General features: G+C 64.9%; 17 protein-coding genes. 13 read left to right on the top strand and 4 right to left on the bottom strand.

Translation table 11 applies throughout. The features are described from left to right. Window positions 1–15 precede the first annotated feature (15 nt). Entirely contained in the window at window positions 16–423 is a 408-nt protein-coding gene (locus tag IVB31_RS27905) for a nuclear transport factor 2 family protein (RefSeq protein ID WP_247330441.1), read from the bottom strand. Between the two features lie 100 nt (window positions 424–523). Then, complete coding sequence (locus IVB31_RS27900) at window positions 524–2,008, bottom strand: mannitol dehydrogenase family protein (protein WP_247330439.1); 1,485 nt, start codon at window positions 2,006–2,008, stop codon at window positions 524–526. Window positions 2,009–2,151: 143 nt separating this feature from the next. On the opposite strand from IVB31_RS27900, the gene IVB31_RS27895 reads away from it, so the two are divergent. The 6 genes from IVB31_RS27895 to uxuA all read left to right on the top strand — a co-directional run bounded on the left by IVB31_RS27895 (window position 2,152) and on the right by uxuA (window position 8,325). Then, complete coding sequence (locus tag IVB31_RS27895) at window positions 2,152–2,961, top strand: FadR/GntR family transcriptional regulator (protein WP_247330437.1); 810 nt, start codon at window positions 2,152–2,154, stop codon at window positions 2,959–2,961. A 68-nt stretch (window positions 2,962–3,029) separates the two neighbouring features. Then, entirely contained in the window at window positions 3,030–4,007 is a 978-nt protein-coding gene (locus IVB31_RS27890; RefSeq protein WP_247330434.1) for a sialic acid TRAP transporter substrate-binding protein SiaP, read from the top strand. Window positions 4,008–4,083: 76 nt separating this feature from the next. Further along, window positions 4,084–4,662 carry a TRAP transporter small permease gene (locus IVB31_RS27885; RefSeq protein ID WP_247330431.1) on the top strand — a complete coding sequence of 193 codons (579 nt, stop codon included), beginning with the start codon at window positions 4,084–4,086 and terminating at the stop codon, window positions 4,660–4,662. Between the two features lie 4 nt (window positions 4,663–4,666). Then, window positions 4,667–6,073 (top strand): TRAP transporter large permease, encoded by a 1,407-nt coding sequence (locus IVB31_RS27880; protein WP_247330428.1) that lies wholly within the window; start codon window positions 4,667–4,669, stop codon window positions 6,071–6,073. Continuing rightward, entirely contained in the window at window positions 6,070–7,119 is a 1,050-nt protein-coding gene (locus tag IVB31_RS27875) for an L-idonate 5-dehydrogenase (RefSeq protein ID WP_247330424.1), read from the top strand. The genes IVB31_RS27880 and IVB31_RS27875 overlap by 4 nt, the downstream gene beginning before the upstream one ends. Before the next feature lie 15 nt (window positions 7,120–7,134). Beyond that, window positions 7,135–8,325, top strand: coding sequence for a mannonate dehydratase (gene uxuA / locus IVB31_RS27870; protein WP_247330421.1), 1,191 nt, complete (start codon window positions 7,135–7,137; stop codon window positions 8,323–8,325). Here uxuA and IVB31_RS27865 read toward each other — a convergent pair. Further along, window positions 8,319–9,257 carry a LysR family transcriptional regulator gene (locus IVB31_RS27865; RefSeq protein ID WP_247330418.1) on the bottom strand — a complete coding sequence of 313 codons (939 nt, stop codon included), beginning with the start codon at window positions 9,255–9,257 and terminating at the stop codon, window positions 8,319–8,321. The two genes, uxuA and IVB31_RS27865, sit on opposite strands and share 7 nt — an antisense overlap. Window positions 9,258–9,468: 211 nt before the next feature. Here IVB31_RS27865 and IVB31_RS27860 point away from each other — a divergent pair, with 211 nt between their 5' ends. The 6 genes from IVB31_RS27860 to IVB31_RS27835 are packed head-to-tail and all read left to right on the top strand — an operon-like array spanning window position 9,469 to window position 15,402. Beyond that, complete coding sequence (locus tag IVB31_RS27860; protein WP_247330414.1) at window positions 9,469–10,551, top strand: ABC transporter ATP-binding protein; 1,083 nt, start codon at window positions 9,469–9,471, stop codon at window positions 10,549–10,551. A 35-nt stretch (window positions 10,552–10,586) separates the two neighbouring features. Next, window positions 10,587–11,303: an HAD family hydrolase gene (locus IVB31_RS27855; RefSeq protein WP_247330412.1), complete on the top strand. Its 717-nt coding sequence runs from the start codon at window positions 10,587–10,589 to the stop codon at window positions 11,301–11,303. 3 nt (window positions 11,304–11,306) lie between these two features. Beyond that, window positions 11,307–12,626 (top strand): FAD-binding oxidoreductase, encoded by a 1,320-nt coding sequence (locus tag IVB31_RS27850; protein ID WP_247330410.1) that lies wholly within the window; start codon window positions 11,307–11,309, stop codon window positions 12,624–12,626. Between the two features lie 22 nt (window positions 12,627–12,648). Next, window positions 12,649–13,698, top strand: a complete 1,050-nt coding sequence (locus IVB31_RS27845; RefSeq protein WP_247330408.1) for an ABC transporter substrate-binding protein — start codon at window positions 12,649–12,651, stop codon at window positions 13,696–13,698. A 55-nt stretch (window positions 13,699–13,753) separates the two neighbouring features. Beyond that, a complete protein-coding gene (locus IVB31_RS27840; protein ID WP_247330406.1) occupies window positions 13,754–14,620 on the top strand; it encodes an ABC transporter permease in 867 nt (288 codons plus the stop codon). Beyond that, the gene (locus tag IVB31_RS27835) at window positions 14,617–15,402 is read left to right on the top strand and encodes an ABC transporter permease (RefSeq protein WP_247330404.1); all 786 of its coding nucleotides are present in this window, start codon (window positions 14,617–14,619) and stop codon (window positions 15,400–15,402) included. Before IVB31_RS27840 ends, IVB31_RS27835 begins: the two co-directional genes overlap by 4 nt. A gap of 138 nt (window positions 15,403–15,540) precedes the next feature. Here the strand turns inward: IVB31_RS27835 and IVB31_RS27830 are convergent, their stop codons facing one another. Then, a complete protein-coding gene (locus IVB31_RS27830; protein WP_247330401.1) occupies window positions 15,541–16,191 on the bottom strand; it encodes a TetR/AcrR family transcriptional regulator in 651 nt (216 codons plus the stop codon). A gap of 210 nt (window positions 16,192–16,401) precedes the next feature. Between IVB31_RS27830 and IVB31_RS27825 the strand changes: the two genes are divergently transcribed. Further along, window positions 16,402–17,739 (top strand): MFS transporter, encoded by a 1,338-nt coding sequence (locus IVB31_RS27825; RefSeq protein WP_247330396.1) that lies wholly within the window; start codon window positions 16,402–16,404, stop codon window positions 17,737–17,739. Window positions 17,740–17,756 lie beyond the last annotated feature (17 nt).

The following is a 17,756-nucleotide window of genomic DNA, read 5'->3' as shown; positions in this document are numbered from 1 at the left end:
AGAACGCGCCGGCCGTCAGTGGACCCGATGGCTCGCTCTATCATCCTCGGCCTGCTCGACAATCTGCGCGATTGGGCTCGACTGGTGGTGCACCAGGCGCCAGCGGTCGCCGACGCGCCGAAAATGGTTGGCCGCGGCCAGAGCGGTGCCGTCGACGATCTCGATGCAGAGCACGCGCGCGCTGTCGCCGTCGACGATGGCCTGCGGTTCGGCGCAGACGATCTGCGGACGCTCCGGGTTTTGCAGGATATCGCGCCAGCTTCCGATCACGGTGGCGCGCCCGATGATCGCCGGCCAGCCGGGATGGATGCAGGAAATGGCATCGTCATCCGCCCACATCTGTTCCATTCCGGCGAAATCGCCGGTTGAAAAGGCGTCATAGAAGGCCGCGTTCGCGGCGATGACCTTGTTGTCCTTTGCCATGCCTCTCGGGTGGGGCAACGGCAGGCAAAAATCAAGCGCGACTTCCGTCGACTTTGCGTTCGATTTGGACTGCAGTGCAGCATCGCTGCCCGCTTTGTGGTCATGCGGAGACCAGCGTCTCCACCGCCCGCCGCGCGCCGTCCTGATAGAGGCGGCCGAGCGCCGCGGTCACGGCCTCGCGCAGGCGCGGCTCGGCACCGAGTGGTCCGAATACTTGTCCGACGCCGAGCAATGCGGGCGCGAGCCGTTCGGCGACGGGACCGGCCTCACGCGCCAGGCCTGCGAACGCGGCCGCGAGCGGATCGCGCACGTCGATGGCGCGACCCTGCTCGTCGAGCGCGGTGACGTAGCGCATCCAGCCGGCCACCGCGAGCGCATGCGTCGCGATCGGCAAATTCCTGGCGAGGCGGTCCTGCATCGCGCCGAGCAGGCGTTGCGGGAGCTTTTGCGAGCCGTCCATCGCGATCTGCCAGGTGCGGTGATGCAGCGCCGGATTGGCGAAGCGCTTGAGCAGCGAGGCGCGATAGGCGGCAAGATCAGTACCCGATGGCATCGTCAGCGTCACCGCAGCCTCTTCCATCACCCGCGCGGCGAGCTGCGCGAAGTGTGGATCGGTCATGGTGTCGGCGATGGTCTCGTAACCCGCGAGATAGCCGAGATAGGCGAGCGCCGAATGACTGGCGTTGAGCAGCCGCAGCTTCATCAATTCGAACGGCTTGACGTCGGCGACGAGCTCGACGCCTGCGGCGGCGACATCAGGCCGGCCCGCGCAAAAGCGGTCCTCGACCACCCATTGCGTGAATGGCTCTGTCATCACCGGCCACGCATCGCGCAGGCCGAGCGCGGCGGAAACGGCGTCCCGATCGGCATCGGTCGTCTCCGGCACGATCCGGTCGACCATGGTGCAGGGGAAAGCCGTCGTATCCGCAATCCACTTGCCGAGGTCCTTCGATCGCAACGCCGCGAACTGCGTCACGATCCGCTGCACGGTGTGGCCGTTGGCGGCGAGATTGTCGCAGCACAGCACGGTGAATGGCGCCAGGCCTTGCGCCCGCCGGCGCGCCAGCGCGGCAACGATGAAGCCGGGCGCCGAGCGCGGCGCGTCAAAATTGTTCAGATCGTGCACCACGTCAGGATGCCGCTCGTCGAGATCGCCGGTCTGCGGCGTGTGGCAATAGCCCTTCTCGGTGACCGTGAGCGAGACGATGCGAATGGCGGGATCGGCCATCCTGTCGATCAGCGTTGCCGGGCTCTCGCGCGCGACGACGCTGTCGAGCAGCGCGCCGACGACGCGGTGCTCGGTGCCTTCGGCCGCACGCACGGCGACGGTGTAGAGATGGTCCTGCGGAGCGAGGGCGTCGCGCGTATCCGGACTGCGCAGGCTCGCGCCGATGATGCCCCAGGCGGTGGCGCCGGCGGCAAGGCAATCGTCGATGACGACGGCCTGGTGTGCGCGATGAAAAGCCCCGAGGCCGAGATGCACGATGCCGGGCGTGATGCGCGACCGGTCATAGGCCGGGCGGCGAATGGTCGGCGGCATCCGATCGAGATTGGCGCGGCCAAGGCGCGTTGAATTAAGGCGCATGGTCGTCTCCCCTTTGCTTTGCCGCTGCTTGACATGGCGCCTGTCCCCGGTCAATGCTCTGGTCAATTGGTAAGGCCAATTTTCAAAATTGGCGGGCCGCTGGGCGCAAAGCTTTCCGGCGAGACCCTTTCGGGGAGGCCAGCGTGCCGCTGGAAGCTGTGGAGGCGAGACGGCTCTATCGCCAGGTCGCCGATCAATTGCGAAGCCTGATCGACAGCGGTGAATACGCGGTCGGCAGCCGCTTGCCGACCGAGCGTGAGCTTGCCGAGCAGCTCAAGATCTCGCGGCCGACGGTGCGCGAAGCGCTGATCGCGCTCGAAGTCGAGGGTCGCCTCCGCATCCGCGTCGGTTCCGGCATCTATGTGATCGAGCCCGCGGGCCTGGCTGCGCCCGGGCCGGCGGCCGCGGTCATTGAAGGTCCGTTCGAGCTGCTGCGGGCCCGCGAATTCCTCGAAAGCGCCATTGCCGAGCAGGCCGCGCGCGTTGCGACGAAGGACGACATCGCGCGCATCGATGCCTCACTCGTTGCGATGGAGAATGTCGCGCATCCCGGCGAAGCCTCGATGATCCACGACCGTGCCTTCCATGTCGCGATCGCAGGTTCCCTCGGCAATGCCGTCCTCGTGCGCGTGGTCGGCGAGCTGTTCGACCAGCGTCTCAATCCCTATTTCGCGCAGCTTGCGCATTATTTCGAGAACCCGGGCACGTGGCGCACCGCGCTCGACGAGCATCGCGCGGTGCGCGATGCGATTGCGGCGCATGATCCAGAAGCGGCCCGCGATGCCATGCGAAAACATCTGGCGCGCTCGCAGGAGCGCTTTGCGCAAAATTTTGGCGCCGAGGCCGCGGCAGGATCTCCCGCCGGACGCAGCCGGGCGGTCCGATCCACGGCAAAGCCGGCAAGACCAAAACGCGCGCCGAAGAAGGCCAAGAGCGGGACCGCGCGGCGATGAGATTTGGCGGCCGGTCCGCAATGGACCGGGTGAACAAGAAGCAGACTTAGACAATGGAGGAAAAGAAAATGTTCAGGACGATGACAACGGTGCTGGCGGCTTCAGTCGCCGCGATGCTCGCAACGACCAATGCCGGCATGGCGCAGACCAAGCTGAAATGGGCCCATGTCTACGAGACCTCGGAGCCGTTCCACACCGCCTCGGTCTGGGCCGCGCAGGAGATCGGCAAGCGCACCAACGGGCGCTATGCGATCGACGTCTATCCGGCGTCCCAGCTCGGCAAGGAGGCCGACATCAACCAGGGCCTCTCGCTCGGCTCGGTCGACATCATCATCTCCGGCTCGAGCTTTGCGGCCAAGAGCTTTCCGCCGATCGGCGTGACTTATTATCCCTACACCTTCCGTGACGCGGATCATCTCCTCGCCTACACCAAGAGCGACATCTTCAAGGAGCTCGCCAAGGGCTACGAGGACAAGAGCGGCCACCACATCGTCGCGGTGACCTATTACGGCGTGCGCCAGACCTCGTCGAACAAGCCGATCAAGACCTGCGCCGACCTCAAGGGGCTGAAGATGCGCGTGCCCGACGTTCCGGCCTATCTGGCGATGCCACGCGCCTGCGGTGCCAACACCGCGCCGATCGCCTTCGCGGAAGTCTATCTCGCGCTCCAGAACGGCACCGTCGAGGCGCAGGAGAACCCGCTGACCACGATCGAGGCCAAAAAGTTCTACGAGGTGCAGAAGCACATCGTGCTGACCGGCCACATCGTCGACCACCTCAACACGGTGGTGGCGGGCGCGCTCTGGAAGAAGCTTAGCGACGAGGACAAGAAGATCTTCACCGACGTGGCGCAGGAGGCGGCCGCCAAGGCCACACAGGAGATCAAGCAGAACGAAGCCAAGCTGGTCGCCTTCTTCAAGGACAAGGGCCTGACCGTGACCGAGGTCGACAAGAACGAGTTCCGCGACACCGTGCTGAAGAACGTCGCGTTCGAGACTTTTGGTTATCGCAAGGCCGACTGGGAACGCATCCAGGCCGTCAAGTAATGCAATATCCGTCATTCCGGGGTCGACGCTTCGCGTTGCTCCGGAATGACGTTCAAGTCGTTTGAGGAGTAACCACATGACCAGCGTCGAAGTGCACCGGCAGATCTCCGGGGACGAGATCGCCCACACCTTCGAGGAGGAGGCGGTGCCGAAAGTCGATCTCGGCATCTACGCTTTCGAGGACTGGGTGGCGCTGGCGATCTTCTGGGTGATGGCGCTCGCCGTCTTCCTCCAGTTCTTCACCCGCTACGTGCTCAACGACAGTTACGCCTGGACCGAAGAGATCGCGACCTACTGCCTGATCGGCGTGGTCTTTATCGGCTCCTCGATGTGCGTGCGGCTGTCGCGGCACATCCAGGTCGACCTGATCTATCGCTATCTGCCGCACGCCGCGGCGCGCGCGCTGTCCACCGTGATCGACCTGATCCGGATCGTCTTCTTCGGCTACGCCATCAAGCTCGTCTGGATCTACATCCAGATCATCGGCGACGAGTCGATGACCACGATCAATCTTCCCAAGGACTACGTCTACTACGCCGTGCTGCTCGGCTTCGTGCTGATGTTCGTGCGCTCGGTGCAGGTGGCGATCCAGCATTTGCGACAGGGCTATTCGATCCTCGAACGTCCCGGCGCCTACGACGGTTTTGAAGGGTAAGTCTATGCTGCTGTTGCTTGGAGGTTTTCTGATCCTGATGCTGCTCGGCGTTCCCGTGGCGATTGCGATGGCCGCGTCGTCGCTGCTCTACATCCTGGTGAGCGGCGTGACACCCGACGTGACGCTGGCGCAGCGCATGATCGCCGGCGTCGAGAGCTTTCCGCTGCTCGCCGTGCCGTTCTTCATCCTGGCCGGAAACCTGATGAACATCGCCGGCGTCACCGGCCGGATCTACAAGTTCGCCGTAGCCCTGGTCGGCTGGATGCGCGGCGGCCTCGGCCACGTCAACATCATCGGCTCGGTGATCTTCTCCGGCATGTCCGGCACCGCGATCGCGGATGCCGCCGGTCTCGGCACCATCGAGATCAAGGCGATGAAGGATCACGGCTACTCCACGGAATTCTCGGTCGGCGTCACCGCGGCTTCGGCGACGCTCGGGCCGATCATTCCGCCGTCGCTACCTTTCGTGATCTACGGCATGATGGCGAACGTCTCGATCGGTGCGCTGTTTTTGGGTGGCGTCATTCCCGGCGTCGTCCTGACGCTGCTGATGATGGCCACCGTCACCTACTTCGCCTACAAGAACAAATGGGGCAGCGATACGCCGTTCTCCTGGCCGCAGCTCGGCTCCGCCGGCCTCGAGATCGCCATCGTGCTCGCTTTCCCGATGGCGATCTGGCTGATGGTGCTTGCCGGCCTCTCGGTCAATTTGGCCGTGATCATCGGTCTCGGCACACTGCTTGCGATCGACTGGTATTTCGACTTCTCCGCCGTGATGGCGCTGATGGCGCCCGTGATCCTGATCGGCGGCATGACGCTCGGCTGGTTCACGCCGACGGAAGCCGCGGTCGCCGCCGTGATCTGGTCACTGTTCCTCGGCCTCGTGCGGTACCGCACCATGACGCTGAAGACGGTGGCGAAGGCGACCTTCGACACCATCGAGACCACGGCCTCGGTGCTGTTCATCGTCACCGCGGCCTCGATCTTTGCCTGGCTCCTGACGGTGTCGCAGGCCGCGCAATTGCTCTCGGACTGGATGCTCAGCATCACCCACAACAAATGGGTGTTTTTGGCGCTCGCCAACGTGTTGATCCTGTTCGTCGGCTGCTTCATCGACACCACGGCGGCGATCACCATTCTGGTGCCGATCCTGCTGCCGATCGTGCTCAAGCTCGGCATCGATCCGATCCATTTCGGCTTGATCATGACGCTGAACCTGATGATCGGCCTGTTGCATCCGCCCCTCGGCATGGTGCTGTTCGTGCTCGCGCGCGTGGCAAAGCTCTCGGTCGAGCGCACGACGGTGGCGATCCTGCCGTGGCTGGTGCCGCTGATGCTGGCGCTGATCGCGATCACCTACATTCCCGAACTCACCCTCTGGCTACCGAAATACATGGGACTTGCCAAATGACCTCAATCGCTCTCGCCGCAACCCTGTTCGGCCCCGAAGATCTGCGCATGGTCGAGCATCCGCTCGACAAGCTCGCTGACGGCATGGTGCGCATCCGCTTCGGCGCCGGCGGCATCTGCGGCTCGGACATGCATTATTTCCGTCACGCCCGGACCGGCGATTTCGTCGTGAAGTCGCCGTTGGTGCTCGGCCATGAGATTTCCGGCGAAGTGGTGGAGATCTCCGGCGCTGCTGGGAACCTCAAGGTCGGCGACCGCGTCGCGGTCAACCCGTCGCGCTGGTGCGGCCATTGCGTCGCCTGCCGCGAGGGCCGGCCGAATCTCTGCGAGAACATCTACTTCATGGGCTCGGCCTCGAAGACGCCGCACATGCAGGGCGGCTTCGCCAATTATTTCGACGCGATCCCGGCGCAGTGCGTGAAGATTCCCGACCATGTGTCCTATCAGGCGGCGGCGCTGGCCGAGCCGCTCGCGGTCTGCCTGCACGCGGTCGCGCGTGCCGGCAACATCGAGGGCAAGCGCAGCATCATCTTCGGCGCCGGGCCGATCGGACTTCTGACCATGCTCGCCGCGCGCCGCGCCGGCATGGCCGATATCACGGTGGCCGACATCGCGCCGGCGCCGCTGGCCTTCGCAACCCGGCTCGGTGCATCTCATGTCGAGAACGTCGCGGGTGGCGAGGAGGGCCTGAAGGCGCAGGCCGCTTCGCGCCCCTACGACGTCGCGTTCGAGGTCTCGGGCACGGCGGCCGGCCTTGCCAGCGCGATCGGCATTGTCAGGCGCGGCGGCATCGTGGTGCAGATCGGCAATCTGCCGGGTGGACAGATTCCGGTGCCGGCCAATGCGGTGATGGCCAAGGAGATCGACCTGCGCGGCTCGTTCCGCTTCGGCTTCGAGTTCATGAATGCGGTGGAATTGATCGGCAACGGCAGCGTCGACGTGCTGTCGCTGGTCACCGCCGAGCGGCCGCTGTCGACCGCGCCCGACGCGCTGCGGCTGGCGCTCGACCGCTCGCAGAGCGTCAAGGTCGTGCTGACCGCGAACTGATCCGGGAGAGTTTTGATGATGTTGCAGGGATGGCGCTGGTACGGGCCCGATGATCCCGTGTCGCTCGATGATGTCAGGCAGGCCGGGGCGAGCGACATCGTCTCGGCGCTGCATCAGGTGCCGATCGGCGAAGCCTGGACGCGCAAGGCGGTCGAGGAGCGCAAGAATTTCATCGAGCATGGCCAGCCCGGGCGCTCGCAACTGACCTGGTCGGTGGTGGAATCCATTCCGATTCCCGACGACGTCAAGCGTCTCGGGGCCAAGGCGACGAAGTCCATCGAGGCCTGGATCGCGAGCCTCGAGGCGGTCGCCGCCGCCGGCATCAAGATCATCTGCTACAATTTCATGCCCGTGGTCGACTGGTGCCGCACCGATCTGGAATGGGAGCTGCCCAACGGCGCCCGCGCCATGCGCTTCGACCAGGACCGCTTCGCCGCCTTCGAGCTGCACATCCTGAAGCGGCCGGCTGCGACCTCCGAGTATTCGCAGGAGCAGCAGGCGCGCGCGAAACAGCTGTTCGACAAGATGAGCCAGGCCGACATCGACTATCTCGTCATGGTGATTGCCAGCGCGCTGCCCGGTTCGACCACGGAGCCGATGACGATCCCGCAATTCCGCGACCGGCTCGAGACCTATCGCGACATCACGCCAAAGATCCTGCGGCAGCATCTCGCCGAGTTCCTCGCGCGCGTCGCGCCGGTTGCCGAGCAGCTCGGCGTGTCCCTGACCCTGCACCCGGACGATCCGCCGCGACCGCTGTTCGGCCTGCCGCGCATTGCCTCGACCGCCGACGACTATCAGGCGCTGTTCGACGCCGTGCCCTCAAAGGCCAACGGCATCTGCCTGTGCACGGGTTCGCTCGGCGTGCGGCCTGAGAACAATCTGCCTGCGATGGTCGAACGCTTCGGCCCGCGCATCGCCTTCGCCCATCTGCGTGCGACCAAGCGCGAGGCGGACGGCCTGTCGTTCTACGAATCCGACCATCTCGACGGCGACGTCGACATGGTCGCGGTGCTGAAGGCGCTCTTGAAGGAGAACGCGCGGCGTTCACGAGACAAGAAGATTGTCTTCCGCCCCGACCACGGCCATCGCATGCTGGACGATCTCGCCGTCACCAAGCGCACCACCCCCGGCTACACCGCGATCGGCCGCCTGCGCGGCCTCGCCGAGCTCCGCGGCGCCATCAGGGCGATCGAGCATCAATAACACGCCGCCATCGCGCCGAGCTTGGGATAGAGCCGGTCGATCGCGGCGAGCTCGCTTTGCATCTGCGCGATGATCCAGTCGCGGATCTCGGCGGCGATGGGCCGCATCGGCCGGTTGCGCGGTGGCAGGAATTCGCAGATGCGGCGCGTGGTGGTGAGCGTCTCCGATGCCGGCACCAGCGCGCCGGTCAGAAGCCAATGCGAGGCCACCGTCAGCCAGCCGAGCGCGATGCCCTGGCCGAGCAGCGCCGCCTGCACCACGACGGCATAGTCGGTGAAGCTCAACGCCTTGGCCGCACCGCGCCGCCGGGTCAGGAAGGATGGATAATCCGCCGCCCAATCGCCGGACGATTCGGCGAGGCGAATGATGGTGTTGCCTGCCGCCGGCCCGGTATCGCCGAGATAGGCCGGGCTGCACACCGGCAGCATGACCTCTTTCATCACCAGCGTGCCGCCGGATGACGGCTCTTCGCGATCGCGAAAGCGCATCCCGAGATCGACATTCTCCACCGGCCCGCGCAGCGCGCCGGAGATGAGCTGGAAGCGCAAATCGACTTGCGGAAACTGCCGCTGGAGCTTGTCGATGCGCGGCATCAGCCAATGCGTGGTGAAAGCGGAGGAGACCGACAGCGTCACCGTCTCGGTGCCTTTGCGGCGCCGTTCCAGCTCGACCAGCCCGCTCTCGATGCTGCGAAAGCCTTCGAGCACGCGGCGATACAACAGCTCACCTTCCTCGGTAAGCACCGCGCGGCCGGCCTTGCGGTCGAACAGGCGGACGCCGAGATGCTCCTCGAACTGCCCGAGCATCCGGCTCACCGCCGGCTGCGTGACGTTCAGCTCGGCGGCCGCCGCCGTGAAGCTGCCGTTGCGCGCCGCTGCGTCGAAGACGAACAGGGCGTTACTGGAGGGCAGCATCCGGCGCAGCTCAGGCATAACGCCATGTTATGGGCGAGGTGAGAATTTGGCAATTGCCGATTTTTGCCAAGTCTGGTGTCATTGGCATGACAGCCTAAAGACAGGGCTCGCGGGAGAAGATTGGTTGCAGCGCACGCTGCGATCATGAGCGCTCCGAAACCCTGTCTATAATGCAGGCTTATGGCGCGCAGTGAGGCACGCCATTGAAGGACATGGGCGAGGTCGATCGTTGGACAAACGAGCGGAAAGCGTCGAGATCAGGTCCGCGAGCAAGGATTACGGCGCGGTTCGCGCGCTCGACGACGTGTCCCTCGACGTTCGTGCCGGCGAGTTCGTCTCGCTGCTCGGCCCCTCCGGCTCCGGCAAGACCACGCTGCTCGGCATTCTGGGCGGCTTCATCCTGCCCTCGTCGGGCTCGATCTTCTTCGGCGGACGCGACGTCACCTGGATGCCGCCGCACAAGCGCGACATCGGCGTGGTCTTCCAGAACTACGCGCTGTTCCCGCATATGAGCGTCGGCGAGAACGTCGCCTTTCCCCTGCGCGCACGGCGTCTGCCGAAGGCGATCTGGCCGGACAAGGTGCGTGCGGCGCTTTCGATGGTCGGGCTTGCCGGCTACGAGGAGCGCGGCATCGCGCAACTCTCCGGCGGCCAGCGCCAGCGCGTGGCGCTCGCACGCGCGATGATCTTCGAGCCGCGCCTGATCCTGATGGACGAGCCGCTCTCGGCGCTCGACAAGCAGCTCCGCGAATCCATGCAGATCGAGCTGCGCGCGCTGCATCGGCGCATCGGCGCCACCATCATCTACGTCACCCATGACCAGCGCGAGGCGCTGACCATGAGCGACCGCGTCGCCGTGATGAAGGACGGTCGCCTGATCCAGATCGACGCGCCTGAGCGGCTGCACGATCATCCGGCCGATTCCTTCGTCGCGAGCTTCATTGGCGAAGCGACGATGCTGCCCGTCCGCCGCGTCGATGCTTCCAGCGTCGCGCTCGGCGATGCCCTGCTGCGCAGCGCCCGCGCCATTCCCCCAGGCGATGCCCTGATGCTCGCCGTGCACAGCGAAAAGCTCCTGATCGACGACGGAGCGCAGGATGGCGCCTGCAACCGGTTGACCGGCACCGTCACCGACGTCGTCTACCAGGGCGAGAGCCTGCGCATTTTCCTCGCGCTGCCCGACGGCACCGCACTCAGCCTGCGCCAGCCGAGCTACCACCAGGCCTATAGCCGCATTCCTCCGCTCGGCGGCAGCCTCACCGTCACGCTTCACCCCGAGGACACCATCGTCGTTCCCAAGGGGAGCGACTAACACCAGCCTTGTTCAAACCGAGAGAAGAAACCAAAATGTCGTCCCCAGCCTCGTTCAGCAATTTCAAGGTTCTCACCTTTGACGTCGTCGGCACCTTGATCGATTTCGAGACCGGCGTGCTCTCCGCGGTGCGCAGGATCTCCGGCAAGACGCCGGCCGAGCTCAGCGACGACAAGATTTTCGAGTCCTACAAGCGCGGCCGCGACAAGCACTATGAGCGCTCGAGCGAGGTGATGTTCGACGTCTACCGCTACCTCGCCAAGGAGCTCGGACTGCCGGCTGACGACGCGTCCTGCGAAATGTTCCAGCTCGCCGTGCTGCGCTGGGGGCCGTTCTCCGATTCCGTCGAAGCGCTCAAGCGCTTGCGCACGAAGTTTCGCCTGGTCGCGATGACCAACGCCGACCGCGTCGCGCTCTCTTGTTATGCCCACGCGCTCGGCAATCCCTTCGACGACACCGTCTGCGCCGACGACACCGGCGTTGCCAAGCCGAACCCGGAATTCTTCGCCTACAACAAGGGGCGCCAGTCCGCTTTCGGTTACAAGCAGTCCGATATTCTGCATGTCGCGCAGAGCCAGTACCACGACATCGGGATCGCGCGGAAACTCGGCTACAAGGTGTGCTGGATCGAGCGCCGCCAGGGCATCGCCGGTTTTGGCGGCACGCCGGCCGTGGAGACGCTGACCAAGCCGGACTTCCATTTCCCGACCTTGAAGGCGCTCGCCGACGCGGCCGTCGGCCCGGCGGTGTAGGGCATGAGCGACGGCATGACCCGGGACCGGAGCGCATTGCCATCGGCCAACTCGCTGTGGGCGGCCACGGCGGAGCCGGGGCGCGACTTCCCGGTGCTGTCGGGCGAGCAGCAGGCGGATGTGGTGATCATTGGTGCGGGCTACACGGGCCTGTCCGCTGCGCACCACATCGCCAAGAGCGGTCTCGCGCCGGTCGTGCTCGAGGCCAACCGTCCCGGCTGGGGTGCGAGCGGCCGCAATGGCGGGGTGATCACCGCAAAATTTCGGCTGTCGTTCCGCGAGATCGATGCCGTGCATGGCCGCGCCATGGCGCAGCGCATGTACGGGATCGCGCATGAGTCCACGGATATCGTCGAGGAGCTGGTGTCCGAATTTGGCATCACCAGCGCGGCACTGACGCGCACCGGCCAGGTCAAGGCCGCGCATAATGAGACGACGCTGAAGGCTGCGATCGACGAAGCCAATTGGATGAAGCGCGAGATGGGCGATGCGGAGGTCCGCATCCTCGACAAGGGCCAGGTGCGCGACGAGACCGGCTCCGACATCTTCGTCGGCGGCGTGCTCAATCCCGGCTCGGGCGGCATCCATCCGCTGAACTATCTGCGTGGCCTCGCCGATGGCGTGGCGCGCCGAGGCGTTGCGATTTTCCAGGAATCGCCGGTGCTCAAGCTGCGGCGAGAGCAGGGCGGCATCGTCGCGGAGACGCCGAATGGCGCGGTACGCGCCAAGCAGGCGATCATCGCCACCAACAGCTATTCCGACCTGACGGATGCGACTGCGCAGATGCAGCGCACGCTGATCCCATTCCGCAGCGCCATCGTCGCCACCGAGAAGCTGCCGCGCAATCTTGCCGGAAGCCTGATGCCGACGGGGCGCACCTACACCGAGACCAAACGCATGATGCGCTGGTTCCGCATGGTCGACAATCGCGTGGTCTTTGGCGGCCGCGGCGCTTTCGGCAAGCAGGATTCGGAATCCGCGTTCGATGCGCTGCGCAAGGCGATGGTCGGCATCTTCCCGGACCTCGCTGACATCCCGCTCGCGCACAAATGGTCGGGCCTCGTCGGCATGACGCTCGACTCCGTGCCGCATATCGGTCGGCTCGACGACCGCACCTTGTTCGCGATGGGCTACAACGGTGCCGGCGTTGCGATGTCGAGCCTGATGGGCCGCTATCTCGCCGCCTTCGTCCGCGGCGAGACGCCCGATGTCGGGCTGCTCGATGCGCGGCGCCTGAGACCCATTCCGTTCTATCCGTTGCGCGAGCCCGCCGTGCGCATGGTCGCCGGCTGGTATCAGTTTCTCGATGCAATCGGTCAATGAGATCTATTTGGAGGAGGCGAGGATGACGACGACACGGCACTTTGGATTTGGCTGCGCCCTGGTTGGGGCGTTCGCGCTCAGCGGCAACGCGGCCAATGCCGCCGAGCAGATCACCTTCGTCTCGCAGGGCGGCGCCTATCAGCAGGCGCAGACGGTGGCGATCCTCGATCCCTCCGCGAAAAAGCTCGGCATCACCATCAACCAGGACTCCATTCCCGATGCCTGGCCCGCGATCAAGACCCAGGTCGGCAGCGGCAAGCCGATCTGGGACGTCGTCGACACCCCGACCGGCTATTGCCTGCGCGGCGGTGAGCAGGGGCTGATCGAAAAACTCGACTTCTCGAAGATCCCGAACGCGGCGGCGATGCCGGAGGCCTATCGCAACGCCTATTCGGTCTCGTACGAGTTCTATTCCAGCGTTCTCGCCTACAGCCAGAAGGCCTTCCCGAAGGACGCGCCGAACAGCTGGGTGGATTTCTGGGACGTCAAGAAATTCCCCGGCCGCCGCGCGCTGCGCAATCATCCGATCGCCACGCTCGAGGCGGCGCTGATGGCCGATGGCGTGGCGCCTGACAAGCTCTATCCGCTCGACGTCGACCGCGCCTTCAAGAAACTGGAAGAGATCAAGCCGCACATCACGGTGTGGTGGACCTCAGGCGCGCAATCGGCGCAGCTCCTCAATGACGGCGAGGTCGACATGGAGATGGCCTGGAACGGCCGCGTCAGCGCGGTCGCCAAGGAGGGCGCAAAGGTGTCCTTCACCTTCAACCAGGGCGTCCTGCAGAGCACCTCGCTCTGCATCCTCAAGGGCGCGCCCAATCTCGACACGGCGGTGAAATTCCTCAACGAGGCTGTCGATCCCGTGCACCAGGCCAATCTGCCGCTCAATATCGATTACGGCCCCGGCAACCCGAAGGCGTTCGAGACTGGCGTGATCAAGCCGGAGCGCGCCGCGCAATTGCCGAGCGAGCCGGCCAACGCGGCCAAGCAGGCGCTGATGTCCTACGCCTGGTGGTCCTCGCCCGCGGGCGAAGCCGCCGAGAAGCGCTGGGCGTCGTTCATGCAGAAATAAGCCAGCCGGTTCGGCGCCACCGAACCGGACCACTCAACCAATCGAGTCAGCGTCGATGACATCCGTTCCGGATTCCTCTCAAAGACATCAGCGCCGCGAGCACGGGCTGATGCTGGCTTTGGTGTCGCCGGCGCTGCTCGTGATTCTCCTGTTGATCGTGCTGCCGGTCGGCTGGCTGGCCTGGCAGTCGATCTACCATGACGGCTTCACGCTGGAGAATTATCGCCGCGTCTTCACCGAAGACATCTACTGGCGCAGTTTTGCGCTGACGTTCGAGATCAGCCTCGCGGTCACATTGATCGCGCTGCTGCTCGGCTATCCCGTGGCCTATCTCGCCAATGCGTTGCCGAAGGGCTGGAGCATTCTCATCCTGTCGCTGGTCGTGCTGCCGTTCTGGACCAGCGTGCTGGTGCGCGCCTATGCCTGGCTGGCGCTGCTCCAGCGCACCGGCGTGATCAACCAGCTTTTGCGCTATCTCGACGTGACCTCCGAGCCGCTCGCGCTGGTTCACAACATGTTTGGCACGGTGGTTGCGACCGTGCACATCCTGCTGCCCTTCATGGTGCTGCCGCTCTATGCCACCATGCAGAAGATCCCCGGCGATCTGATGCAGGCCGGTGCAAGCCTGGGTGCGAGCCCGTCGCTCACCTTCTGCCGCGTCTTCCTGCCGCTGTCGCTGCCGGGCGTGCTCGCCGGCTGCACCATGGTGTTCGTGCTCTGCCTCGGCTTCTACATCACGCCGGAGCTGCTCGGCGGCGGCCGCACGGTGATGGTGTCGATGCTGGTGAGCCGCAATGTCGAGCTCTACAACCAGTTTGGGGCTGCGAGCGCGGTGGCGGTGGTGCTGCTCGCCAGTGTGCTCCTGATCTTCCTCGTCGTCAGCCGCTTCATCTCGCTCGATCGCATATTGGGGCAGAAATGATGCGCGCCTCGCCCGCACGGATCGTCCTCTACGTGGTCAGCGCGCTGGTGCTGGTCTATCTGATCCTGCCGGTGCTGATCATCGCGCCGATTTCATTCTCCAGCGCGCGCTTCCTGACTTTTCCGCCGCCCTCGTTCTCGCTGCGCTGGTACCAGCAATATTTCGCCAACCCCGCCTGGATGCAGGCGACGCAGGTGACGCTGACGGTCGCGCTTCTGACTGTGCTGATCGCAACGCCGCTCGGAATCTCCGCCGCCTATGCCATCAGCCAGTCGAAGCTGCGGATCATGCGATTGATCCACATGATGCTGCTGCTGCCGCTGGTGGTGCCGATCATCATCACCGCGGTCGGCATCTTCTTCGTCTATGCCAAAGTCGGCCTGGTCGCGACCCTGCCGGGCCTCGTGCTGGCGAACGTGATGCTGGGATTGCCTTACGTCATCATCTCGGTGCTGGCGGGCATGCAGAGCTTCGATCCGGCGCAGGAGATGGTGGCGCGCAGTCTCGGCATGAATCGCCTGCGCAGCTTCTTCGCGGTGACCTTGCCGCAGATCAAGTCCAGCGTGGTCGCCGGCGGCATCTTCGCCTTCATATCGGCGATGGACGAGACCATCGTCGCGCTGTTCATCTCCGGCGGCCAGTATCAACCCTTGACCAAGCGCATGTTCACCGCGCTCCGCGACGAGATCGACCCGACGATTGCCGCGATCTCGACGCTGATGACGGCGGCCTCGTTCATGCTGGTGCTGCTGGCGAGTTCGCGGCAGAAGAAGGGCGGGTGAGGGCGGTTCCGGCCTCCGCTGTCATCGCCCGACTTGATCGGGCGACCCAGTATTCCAGAGGCGGTCGTGATTCCTCGATAGGCCGCGGCGTACTGGATTCCCCGCTTTCGCGGGGAATGACAGCGAGTGTGGTGGCAGTCACGCCTTCGCCCCCAGCCACGCCAAGATCATCTCCACGATCTGCGCCCTGCTCTTCGCCAGCACCTTGGCCTCGCTGAGGTCGCGGTCGAACAGGGCGCCGAAGGTGTGGCGGTTGGCGACGCGGAAGAAGCAGTAGGAGGAGATGGCCAGGTGCAGGTCGACGGCGTCGACGTCGTCGCGGAAGACGCCTTCCGCGCGGCCGCGCTTGAGGATGCCGTCGAGCGTCGCGATCACGCTGGCGTTGAGCTGGCGCAGTTGCACGTTCTGCTTCAGGTGCTTGCCGTGGTGGATGTTCTCGATGCTGACGAGGCGGATGAAGTTCGGATTGCGCTCGTCATGGTCGAAGGTCGCCTCGATCAGGCGGCGCAGTCCCTCGCGGGCGTCGCAGCTCGCAATGTCGAGCTGATCCTCCAGCGCGCGGATGCTGCGATAGGCCTCCTCGAGCACCGCGAGGTAGAGCTGCTCCTTGCCGCCGAAATAGTAGTAGATCATCCGCTTCGACGTGCGCGTCCGCGCCGCGATCGCGTCGACGCGGGCACCGGAATAGCCCTCCGAGGCGAATTCGGCCATCGCCACTTCGAGGATGTCGCGCTGAGTGCGCTCGGGGTCATTGGTGCGCTTCGATGGGGGTGGCATGCGCTTGAGCATCACTGTTTTCTCCCGCCCGTTTCTATGGATCACCTTGAAGGTGAAGGCAAATTTCGCCCGGTCGCGACCGCTTCAGGGTGATCTTGCATAAACGTACTAGTTCGTACATTATCGCTTCAAACCAAGGCTGCGGCAACCAGAACCATAACACCGCGGGCAGGACCACTGCCTGACGCGAGCCGCGCCGGACACCAGAGGGGAGGACACATCATGACCTTGACGTCAGCCGCATCGCTACACGCGCCGTCCGCAACGGAGGCCACGGGCAAGCTGCCGAAGCGCGCCGCGCTGGTCAGCTTCGTCGGCAGCATGCTCGAATACTACGACTTCTTCATCTATGGTGCCGCAGCCGCGTTGATCTTTCCAAGGGTGTTCTTCGCCAATGTCGATCCGTCGACCGGAACGCTGCTCGCACTCTTGAGCTTCGGCATCGGCTACATCGCGCGGCCCGTCGGCGCCGTCATCCTCGGCCATTTCGGCGACCGCATCGGCCGCAAGACCGTGCTCCTGTTCACGCTGGTGCTGATGGGCGGCTCGACGCTCGCGATCGGCCTGCTGCCGGATGCCAAGGCGATCGGCAACGCCGCGCCTGTCATCCTGACGCTGCTGCGCCTGCTGCAGGGTCTGTCGGCGGCTGGCGAGCAGAGCGGGGCCAACTCGCTGACGCTTGAACACTCCGCCAATTCCAACCGGGCCTTCTTCACGAGCTGGACGCTGAGTGGCACCCAGGCCGGCGCAATCCTGGCGACCCTGGTGTTCATTCCGGTGTCGAGCTTGCCAGAGGAGCAGCTTTTGAGCTGGGGCTGGCGCATTCCGTTCCTGCTTTCGGCAGTTGTGCTGGTCGTCGCTTATCTGGTGCGGCGGACGATGCCGGAAACGCCGGTGTTCGAAGACATCAAGGGCAAGGCCAAGGTGGCGCGCTTCCCGATCGTTGCGCTGCTGCGGGACTATTGGCCGGACGTGCTGCGCGTGATCGCCTGCGCGCTGATCGCGACAGTGAGCACCATGACCGCCGTGTTCGCGCTCGGCTATGCCACCAGCAAGTTCGGCGTCGCGCGCCCGACCATGCTGTGGGCCGGCGTGCTCGGGAACGTCACGGCGTTGATCACCCAGCCGCTCTGGGCCTTGCTTGCCGACAAGATCGGCCGCAAGCCGGTGTTCATCGGCGGCGTGCTCGGTTGCGCGGTGCTGCTGTTCCCCTATTTCATGCTGGTGACGTCAGGCAACACGATCGCGATCTTCGCCGGAGCGATGATCCTCTCCGGGATCGTCTATGCCGCGCCGAACGCGATCTGGCCGTCGTTCTATGCCGAGATGTTCGAGGCGCGCGTGCGTTATTCCGGCACTGCGATCGGTACCCAGCTCGGCTTCCTCGCCGCCGGCTTCACGCCATTGATCAGCGCGAGCCTGGTCGGCGAGGGGCCGAACGGCTGGATCCCGGTCGCGATCTTCGTCGCCTGCTGCTGCGTGATCTCGGCGGCAGCGGCGGCGACCGCGCGCGAAACCCACAATGTCGACATCGCCGATCTCGGCAAGCGGCGCGCTTGAGCGAAAGACGAGGCAAC

This window comes from Bradyrhizobium sp. 21 (assembly GCF_023073335.1).
Lineage (GTDB): Bacteria > Pseudomonadota > Alphaproteobacteria > Rhizobiales > Xanthobacteraceae > Bradyrhizobium.
This window is presented reverse-complemented; position numbering and strand designations above follow the sequence as displayed.

Bases quoted from the DNA above. Each gene is read 5' to 3' on its own strand.
- IVB31_RS27900 (WP_247330439.1), bottom strand. From the start codon at position 2,008: ATGCGCCTTAATTCAACGCGCCTTGGCCGCGCCAATCTCGATCGGATG.
- IVB31_RS27830 (WP_247330401.1), bottom strand. From the start codon at position 16,191: ATGCTCAAGCGCATGCCACCCCCATCGAAGCGCACCAATGACCCCGAG.
- IVB31_RS27825 (WP_247330396.1), top strand. From the start codon at position 16,402: ATGACCTTGACGTCAGCCGCATCGCTACACGCGCCGTCCGCAACGGAG.
- IVB31_RS27855 (WP_247330412.1), top strand. From the start codon at position 10,587: ATGTCGTCCCCAGCCTCGTTCAGCAATTTCAAGGTTCTCACCTTTGAC.
- IVB31_RS27880 (WP_247330428.1), top strand. From the start codon at position 4,667: ATGCTGCTGTTGCTTGGAGGTTTTCTGATCCTGATGCTGCTCGGCGTT.
- IVB31_RS27875 (WP_247330424.1), top strand. From the start codon at position 6,070: ATGACCTCAATCGCTCTCGCCGCAACCCTGTTCGGCCCCGAAGATCTG.
- IVB31_RS27850 (WP_247330410.1), top strand. From the start codon at position 11,307: ATGAGCGACGGCATGACCCGGGACCGGAGCGCATTGCCATCGGCCAAC.
- IVB31_RS27905 (WP_247330441.1), bottom strand. From the start codon at position 423: ATGGCAAAGGACAACAAGGTCATCGCCGCGAACGCGGCCTTCTATGAC.
- IVB31_RS27885 (WP_247330431.1), top strand. From the start codon at position 4,084: ATGACCAGCGTCGAAGTGCACCGGCAGATCTCCGGGGACGAGATCGCC.
- uxuA (WP_247330421.1), top strand. From the start codon at position 7,135: ATGATGTTGCAGGGATGGCGCTGGTACGGGCCCGATGATCCCGTGTCG.
- IVB31_RS27890 (WP_247330434.1), top strand. From the start codon at position 3,030: ATGTTCAGGACGATGACAACGGTGCTGGCGGCTTCAGTCGCCGCGATG.
- IVB31_RS27835 (WP_247330404.1), top strand. From the start codon at position 14,617: ATGATGCGCGCCTCGCCCGCACGGATCGTCCTCTACGTGGTCAGCGCG.
- IVB31_RS27865 (WP_247330418.1), bottom strand. From the start codon at position 9,257: ATGCCTGAGCTGCGCCGGATGCTGCCCTCCAGTAACGCCCTGTTCGTC.
- IVB31_RS27845 (WP_247330408.1), top strand. From the start codon at position 12,649: ATGACGACGACACGGCACTTTGGATTTGGCTGCGCCCTGGTTGGGGCG.
- IVB31_RS27840 (WP_247330406.1), top strand. From the start codon at position 13,754: ATGACATCCGTTCCGGATTCCTCTCAAAGACATCAGCGCCGCGAGCAC.